At 71.9% G+C, this 7,778-nt stretch carries 8 protein-coding genes; 2 read left to right on the top strand and 6 right to left on the bottom strand.

What is annotated here, in order from left to right; translation table 11 throughout:
- Positions 1 to 140 precede the first annotated feature (140 nt).
- The 3 genes from ABZZ20_RS29785 to ABZZ20_RS29775 form a co-directional block, all read right to left on the bottom strand.
- Positions 141 to 947 (bottom strand): DUF6602 domain-containing protein, encoded by an 807-nt coding sequence (locus ABZZ20_RS29785; RefSeq protein WP_356874844.1) that lies wholly within the window; start codon positions 945 to 947, stop codon positions 141 to 143.
- Between the two features lie 114 nt (positions 948 to 1,061).
- The gene (locus tag ABZZ20_RS29780) at positions 1,062 to 1,544 is read right to left on the bottom strand and encodes a DUF402 domain-containing protein (RefSeq protein ID WP_356874842.1); all 483 of its coding nucleotides are present in this window, start codon (positions 1,542 to 1,544) and stop codon (positions 1,062 to 1,064) included.
- Positions 1,541 to 2,485 carry a GNAT family N-acetyltransferase gene (locus ABZZ20_RS29775; RefSeq protein ID WP_356874840.1) on the bottom strand — a complete coding sequence of 315 codons (945 nt, stop codon included), beginning with the start codon at positions 2,483 to 2,485 and terminating at the stop codon, positions 1,541 to 1,543. The genes ABZZ20_RS29780 and ABZZ20_RS29775 overlap by 4 nt, the downstream gene beginning before the upstream one ends.
- 71 nt (positions 2,486 to 2,556) lie before the next feature.
- On the opposite strand from ABZZ20_RS29775, the gene ABZZ20_RS29770 reads away from it, so the two are divergent.
- Positions 2,557 to 2,943 carry a GntR family transcriptional regulator gene (locus ABZZ20_RS29770; RefSeq protein ID WP_356874838.1) on the top strand — a complete coding sequence of 129 codons (387 nt, stop codon included), beginning with the start codon at positions 2,557 to 2,559 and terminating at the stop codon, positions 2,941 to 2,943.
- Positions 2,944 to 3,058: 115 nt separating this feature from the next.
- On the opposite strand, the gene ABZZ20_RS29765 is transcribed toward ABZZ20_RS29770, so the two are convergent.
- Together ABZZ20_RS29765 and ABZZ20_RS29760 are read right to left on the bottom strand one after the other, a co-directional pair.
- Complete coding sequence (locus ABZZ20_RS29765; RefSeq protein WP_356874835.1) at positions 3,059 to 3,616, bottom strand: FABP family protein; 558 nt, start codon at positions 3,614 to 3,616, stop codon at positions 3,059 to 3,061.
- A gap of 127 nt (positions 3,617 to 3,743) precedes the next feature.
- Positions 3,744 to 4,844 (bottom strand): DUF5925 domain-containing protein, encoded by a 1,101-nt coding sequence (locus ABZZ20_RS29760; protein ID WP_356874834.1) that lies wholly within the window; start codon positions 4,842 to 4,844, stop codon positions 3,744 to 3,746.
- Between the two features lie 206 nt (positions 4,845 to 5,050).
- Between ABZZ20_RS29760 and ABZZ20_RS29755 the strand changes: the two genes are divergently transcribed.
- A complete protein-coding gene (locus tag ABZZ20_RS29755) occupies positions 5,051 to 5,854 on the top strand; it encodes an SGNH/GDSL hydrolase family protein (protein WP_356874856.1) in 804 nt (267 codons plus the stop codon).
- Between the two features lie 30 nt (positions 5,855 to 5,884).
- Here the strand turns inward: ABZZ20_RS29755 and ABZZ20_RS29750 are convergent, their stop codons facing one another.
- A complete protein-coding gene (locus ABZZ20_RS29750; protein WP_356874854.1) occupies positions 5,885 to 7,492 on the bottom strand; it encodes a serine/threonine-protein kinase in 1,608 nt (535 codons plus the stop codon).
- Between the last annotated feature and the right edge of the window lie 286 nt (positions 7,493 to 7,778).

Genomic DNA, 7,778 nt, shown 5'->3' with positions numbered 1-7,778 from the left:
AGTCCAAGCACACCTGCTCGAACTCCTCGGCATCGACGAAACCCGACCACGCTGGCTGAAGACCTAAAACCCCAAGTGCGAAGTCACCGGCTAGTGCTGTGGCCGGAAGGGTTCACCGGCAAACCCTTCCGGCCACAGCACTAGATCGTCCACTGCTTGACGATCGTGCCCAGGGGCGTTGCACCGGAATAGGGGACGAGGTCGAGGGGATTCATCCAGGCGTCAGAGAAGTGGATGTTCAGGTGGAGCGCCAGGGGAAGCAGGATGTCCTGCTCGGGTACGGCATCGATCTGCAGGAGCGATGCGCCCGGAGCCGGTGACCTGAAGAGGGATCCGGTCCGCGGGTCTCCCCACTGCAAGTGCCCTTTTCCTGCGACCCACACGCTGTCCGGCCACTCGATCGGATTCCGGGTCCGGCACCAATCCGTGAGGTGCCTTCCGATCGTTTCTAGATTGAGGCTGTCGAACGCGACGATGATGCCCGAGGTCGGGAAGTGGTCGTACGTCTTGCCGTACGCCTTGGTGGAGCGTGAAATCGTTCCGGGGATCGGCCGGTACGACGTCTTCGGGAGCCCCCGCAGCTTGCTGATCTTGTTGCAGGCGTCCACGAGCTGGGCCCCGTCGAGCTTCGTCTTGACCTCGACCATGCCGTACACGCACTCGTTGGGGACGATCCGGTATCCGCCGAGACTGGTGAACGGAGGCGTTCCGCGATCGATGAGCACGATGTCACACTGGGGCGACACGGCGCCCTGCGCGGAAATGACCTCCGCGTTGTGCACGGCCTCGACGTGGGCGGGGAGGTAGCCGGAGAGGAACTCCCGGATGAGGACCTCTCGTGAGGTTCCCGCTTCGCCGTTGTGGTGGAAGTTTCGGGACTGTTCGAAGTCCGCCCGCATTCTCTTGGCCACCGAACTGAGGATGCTGCCAAGTTTCTGTTGCGCCATGCACGGATCTTAAGGGCGGCCGTCCTTCGGACGTGAGCTGCTTTTGGCGGTGGCCGTGGCGTGAAACGGCCGCACCGGCCCGCTTCCGGCGGGCCCGCCGGAAGCGGGCCCCGCTCAGGTGAGGAGGGCGGGCAGGCCGGCCGGTGAGTGGGCCTGGCCGGCGAGGACGTCGAGGGCGCGGACGGCCTCGGCCGCCGCCTCCGGGTCTGTTTCCGCGAGGCCGCTCGCCGCGAACTCGTCCTCGTCCAGCCGCAGGACCGCGGTCCCGTCCGCCGAGACCCACAGGTCCAGGTCCAGGTCCTCGACGAGGACCTCGCCGTCCCGCACCACCGCCGGGCGGGTGACGTCGCAGTACCAGCCTTTGAGCACGCCACCGCCCGTCCGCACCTCCTTGACCGCGTACCAGCGCGTCCGCCAGAAGTGCTCGGTGAACACGTCGCCCGGCTCGAAGCGGACGAAGCCGAAGTCCCGTACCCCGTCGGCCGCCCAGGGGGCGCGTACGGAGATCCGGTCGCCCGTGTCGGCGACCAGCGTGGCGGGGTAGCGGATCTTGGTACGGCCGGCCTTGGTGAGGACGACGGTCAGCGGGTTGCTCATGTCCGGTCCTGCGTCTTCCTGGTGAAGCGCGTTTCGGTCGCGCAGATCCGGTATCCGAACCACTTGTTGATGGCGAGCATCGGCTCGTTCCCGGCGTCGTTGCCCGTGAAGGCTTCCGTGTAGCCCGCGGCGCGGGCCCGGTGCAGCGAGTCCGTCTTGGCGAGCTTGGCCAGGCCGCGGCCACGGAAGGCGCGCAGGGTGCCGGTCATCGCCGAGCCGTAGCGGGTGGCGCCGTCGGTCCGGGCGGCGGAGAACGCCGCGACGACCCCGTCGACCAGGACGACCGTCGTCAGCTCCCTGTTGAAGTCCGGGTGGTCCCAGCAGCTGGTCCGCCAGGCCGCGTAGTCGTCGAGCACGGTCGGTACGTCGCCCGGTTCGTCGGCCGTCGTCGCCGCGTCGGCCTCGTACAACGGGCGCGGATCGGCGCTGAAGGCAGAGGCCGGGCGCAGCTCGACACCGTCGGGGAGGACGGCCGGGAGCGGGGGCAGGGTGCCCGCGGTCAGGTCCAGGCGCAGGAAGTGCGCGGAGCGGCTGGGGCGGTAGCCGTGCCGCTCCGCGAAGGAGCGGTGGGCGGGCTCGTCGAGGACCCAGGCGTACGTGGCCACCGCCCCCTCGGCGGCGAGATACGCCTCGGCCGTGCGCAGCAGGGCGCTCCCCGCGCCGAGGCCGCGGTGCGCGGGATCGACGTAGGCGTTGACGAAGGCCCGGCCGGGCTCGGGGCAGTCGTGCGCGATGCCGACCTCGGCGGTCCCGAGGACGGAGCCGTCCCCGGTCTCGGCGACGAGGATGCGGTAGCGCTTGTCGGGGTGGGCGTTCGCCTGCTCGTAGGCCACGCCGTCGGCAGTGGTGATCATGAAGGGCAGCGCGGCGCGGCGCACCCGCACAACGGCTTCCGCGTCGCGGGCGTCGCCCGGGCGGAGATCACGGATCGATACGGTCATGCGGCGACCGTAGGTCGCAACAGAGGGCGGACGCCTGCGAATTTCCCGCCGCAATGGGGGAGAATCGGCGCGTGACCTCGACGAACCTGAAGATCCGGATCGATGGCTCGGCCGGTGCCGCTGCCCCGTACGAGCAGTTGCGCGCGCAGATCGCACAGCAAGCGCGGGCGGGGCGCCTGCCGGTCGGGTACAAGCTGCCGACGGTGCGCGGGCTCGCGGAGGAACTGGGGCTCGCCGCGAACACGGTGGCGAAGGCGTACCGGGCCCTGGAGGGCGACGGGGTGATCGAGACCCGGGGCCGGAACGGGACCTTCGTCGCGGCGGCCGGCGAGGGGGCCGCCCGGGAGGCGGCCACCGCGGCGCAGGCCTACGCGGAGCGGGCGCAGCGGCTGGGCCTGACCTTCGACGAGGCGACGGCGGCTGCGCTGGACGCCCTGCGCGCGCGGTACGGCGGCTGAGCAGGTCCGGTGAGCTCCGGGCGGCGACGCGGGCAGATGACCGTCGCCCGGACTTGCTCGGACCCGCCGAGCGGGGCCTCCTTTCGGGAACGTGCCGGTGGGGTCCGCGTCGCCCTCAGACCGCGTCCGGGGAGGACCCGGCCGGGCGGAGTCGGGCACGGAGGTGGTGCTGCAGGGGCTGTCCCATCGCCGCCATGTCCTGTTCGATCGTCAGCTCCCCTTCGCCGAAGGAGTATCGACGCCGCATGCCGGTCACCTCCTTGGCCGTGGGGGTGCACGCCACCTGGTCGGTCGCGATCTCGATCCGCGTGTCGGCCACCCGGCCGAGGTACGTCTCCACGATGCCCGTGGGGTGGGCGAGGACGACCTCCAGCGAGGCGTCGGGCAGGACGCGCCACCATCCGGACTCCCGCCCCGAGGGGCGCAGGACGGTCCCCGACTCGTCGATCAGCCAGGCGCGCGACTCGTAGCGCAGGAAGGGCCGGCCGTCGTGGCTGAAGGTGATCTCCTGCTCGTACCGGAAGTCCTGCTCCAGCGTCGGGTACGCGCCGCGCCCCCGGCCGTGCCAGCGCCCCAGGAGGGGCAGGACCGGCCGTAGTTGTGGGTGCGGCTCGGGGCCCTCGCCGAGGACGTGGCTGTCGGGGTACGGATTCTCCTGCGCCGGTTCGGGCACGTGCACGCTCCTGTTTCGCCGTGTCCCCCGGGGCCGAAGCGGGCCTGTAGTGGCTGCGCGGTCGCCGGGGGCGTTCGTACGGGGCCCATTGTCCTCGGTGCCCGGGTCCGTCCGAGGTGCGCCCCGCCTACAGGTACAGGCCGGCCTCCGGGCCGTGCTGACCCTGTGGGGGCAGCAGTGACGCGGGGCTCGTGCCCCGGCGCAGCGCGAACAGTTCGGCCAGGGTGGTGCCCTCGCGGGGCACGCCTTCGTCCGTGCCCAGCCAGTCCACCGCCTCGCGGTGCGTCAGCCGCCCGACCTCGATGCGGGCCAGACAACGGCCCGGACGCACCACGGCCGGGTGCAGTCGCTCCAGGTCCTCGTTCGTGGTCACGCCGACCAGTACGTTGCGCCCCTGCCCGAGCAGCCCGTCCGTCAGGTTCAGCAGCCGGGACAGCGCTTGGCCCGCCGTGTGCCGCGCCTCGCCGCGGATCAGTTCGTCGCAGTCCTCCAGCAGGAGCAGCCGCCAGCGGCCCTTCGCGGTGCCCTCGTCCTCGCCGATCGCGATGTCCATCAGGTAGCCCACGTCGTTGAACAGTCGCTCCGGGTCCAGGACGCAGTCGACCTGGCACCAGTCCCGCCACGACCGGGCCAGCGTCCGCAGGGCGGAGGTCTTGCCCGTGCCCGGCGGCCCGTGTAGCAGGAGCAGCCGTCCCGCGATGTCGTCCGGGGTCACCTTCATGAGCCGGTCCATCGCCTCGGCGACCGGCGCCGTGTAGTTGGGTCGCACTTCCGCCCAAGTTCCCGCCGCGATCTGCCGGGTCGTGCGGTACGGGCCGCGGCGCGGGGAGACGTACCAGAACCCCATCGTGACGTTCTCCGGCTGCGGTTCGGGCTCGTCCTGGGCTCCCTCGGTGGCCTCCCCGAGCACGCCGGAGGCGAGCTCGTCGCTGACCGCCGTCACCGTCACGTCCGCGCCCCGGCTCCAGCGGGAGACGAGCATCGTCCAGCCCTTGCCCTCCGCGAGGGTGGCGCTGCGGTCGGAGTCGCGCGCCGAGCGCAGCACCGTGGCCCCGGGCGGCAGCAGGGTCGCCTCCGGCTTCACCCGCTCGATCGTCACGCTGTGCGAGTAGGGCTGCTCGCCGGACGCGAACCGGCCGAGGAACAGCGCGTCCACGACGTCCGACGGTGAATCGCTGTCGTCGACGTTGAGCCGGATCGGCAGCGCGTCCTGTGGGTTGGCTGGCATGGCGCCCATGATCCGGCACGAAGTGCCCCCGTGCACCCGTGTTTCGCCGGATCGGGTGCCCAAGTTCCCTCTTCAAACGCGTCGGTGGTGAAGATTGGGCTCGCAACCCTGCGCCGAAAATTCTTGGCATGAACACTTCCGGCCATCCCCGGCTCCTTGTACCACGGACTCAGGAGTAACCCCCACTAGGAGCCGCACACATGAGCATGAAGATGTCGCGCTTCGCTGCCCTGACCTCCTCCCTGTTGCTCGCCGCGGGCGCTGCCCTGTTCGGCGCGGGACAGGCGGCCGCCGCCACGGCCGACTTCGGCTACGTCGCCCTCGGCGACTCGTATTCCTCCGGCGTCGGTGCCGGCAACTACGACAGCGGGAGCGGCGACTGCAAGCGCACCTCCCGCGCCTATCCGGCCCTGTGGGCCGCCGCACACTCTCCTCAGACCTTCTCCTTCGTCGCCTGCTCGGGCGCCCGTACGGGTGATGTCCTCTCCGGCCAGCTCGGTCCGCTGAACTCCGGCACCGACCTGGTGAGCATCACCATCGGCGGCAACGACGCCGGATTCTCCGACGTCATGACGACCTGCGTGCTCCAGTCCGAGTCCACCTGTGTCAACCGTGTCAACCAAGCCAAGGCGTACGTCGACTCGACCCTCCCCGGCCAACTCGACCAGGTCTACGACGCCATCCACGGCCGGGCACCCGGCGCCCACGTGGTGGTCATCGGCTATCCCCGCTTCTACAAGCTCAACGGCACCTGCGTCGCCGGGCTGACGGAGGGCGAACGCTCCGCCATCAACGGCGCGGCCGACTACCTGAACGCCGCCATCGCCAAGCGCGCCGCCAACCACGGCTTCACCTTCGCCTCGGTCGTCAGCGCCTTCACCGGCCACGAGATCTGCTCCGGCGACGCGTGGCTGCACAGCGTCAACTGGCTCAACATCGGCGAGTCGTACCACCCCACCGCCGCCGGACAGTCCGGCGGCTACCTGCCCGTATTCACCGGCGCGGCCTGACCGCTCAACCGGCGCGGCCCGACCGCGCGGCTACGGAGAGACCGCCGGCCCCGGCGACGCAGGGGCCGGCGAACCGCTCGAACCGGGCGAGGAGGCCCCGCCCGTCGGGATCTCCTGCTCGCACGTCACGGAGAACTCCACCCACTCGGAGGTCGCCGGGGCGGCCCCCCGCACCTCCAGTCGGACCGCGTCCGTGAAGGTCGCACTCGGGAAGTAGGTGAGCTCGGTGTGGTCCAGCTGTCGGCTCCGGGGATCGTCCGCCCCGTACGTGACGGACTGCCAGCCGGGGCCGGAGGTGATCCCGCTGCGCGTCGCCCAGCGGTACTCCAGCACGGCGGGCGTGCGGTCCGCCTCGACGGCAGCCGTGAACGCGGGTGCCCGCGAGGCGTCCGGAGGGCAACTTCCGCGGTAGCTCGCACGCACGGCGTGGACGGACAGGACGAAGTGCGGCGCGGGCGTGGCCGACGCCGACCCCGACGCCGACCCCGAGGGCGACGCGGATCCGGACGGCGACGCCGAGCCGGAAGCGCTCCCCGATCGGGACGGGCTCGCGGAACCGGCCGCCGAGGTGGTGGCCGGGCCCGTGGGGCCGGTGCCCCCGCTCCCGCCCGTCCCCTCGCGGTCCTTCAGGAGCAGCCACCCCAGCGCGAGCAGGGCCAGTAGCATCACCGAGATCCCGGCGGTCAGCACCAGCCCGGCCCGCCCCCCGCGCGGCGCCCCCGCCGGGCCGGGATCCGGCGCCGGCACTGGCGCCGGAAACGGCACCGGCGCCGGCAGGGTCGGCCCGTCGCCCCGGTCCCGCGCGTCCTGCCGTTCCTGCCGGTGGTGCACCGTGGTCGTGGGCGAGTCCGGCCCCGACCCCGCACCGCCCGGGCTCCCCACGGTCCCGCCCGCCCCGACGATCCGCAGCATCTGGGCGGCCTCCGCCGCGGGCAGCCGCTCCGTCGGATCCTTGCGCAGCAGCCCCTCCAGGACCGGCGCCAGGGGTCCGGCGCGGCGCGGCGGCGGCAGTTCGCCGTCCACCACGGCCCGCAGCGTGGACAGCGGGGTGTCCTGCCGGAAGGGCGACACCCCCTCCACGGCGGCGTACAGCATCACGCCGAGCGACCACAGGTCCGATGCGGGCCCAGGGACGCCCCCCAATGCCCGCTCGGGCGCTAGGTATTCGGGGGAGCCCATCACCTCGCCCGTCATGGTGATCGCTGACGAGCCCTCCAGGCTGGCGATCCCGAAGTCGCTCAGCACCACCCGGCCGTCATTGGCGATCAGTACGTTGGCCGGCTTGACGTCCCGGTGCAGCACTCCCGCCTCGTGCGCGGAGCGCAGTGCGGCCAGCACCTGTTCCCCGAGGTGGGCGGCCCGCTGCGGGGTGAGTGGTCCCTCGGCCTCCAGTACGTCCGCCAGCGTGAGCCCGCGCACCAGCTCCATCACGATCCAGGGCCGGCCGTCCTCGGAGGCCACGTCGTAGACCGTGACGACCCCGCGGTGGGAGACCCTGGCCGCCGCCCAGGCCTCCCGTTCGAGCCGCTGGTACATCCGCCCGATCTCGACGCCGTCCAACCCGGCCGGGGCACGCACCTCCTTGACGGCCACCTCGCGACCCAGGACCTCGTCGCGGGCCCGCCACACGGTGCCCATGCCGCCCCGGCCCAGCAGGCCGAGCAGCCGGTACCGGCCCGCGATGACACGGCCGACGGCGGATTCCTCGCCCGCTGCGCCCCCCGCCCCAGCCGTGTAGTCACTCACGCGAGCCCCCAGGTGCGTCCTTGTGTCAGCGGGCGGTCACTCCAAGTTAGCGCAGCGGGCGCCAGGTGGCTCCTGTTGTGACAGGACTTGCGCCGGGATCCACCCAAGAGCCCGATCCCCTGCGGAGAGTGACGGCCGACTCCACTGAGTAACCGTCAACTCCCCGTCGCTATAGGGG

The sequence above is a fragment of the Streptomyces sp. NPDC006430 genome (assembly GCF_040612395.1).
GTDB lineage: Bacteria > Actinomycetota > Actinomycetes > Streptomycetales > Streptomycetaceae > Streptomyces.
The sequence above is the reverse complement of the archived record's forward strand: the minus strand, read 5'-3'. Positions and strand labels throughout refer to the sequence as shown.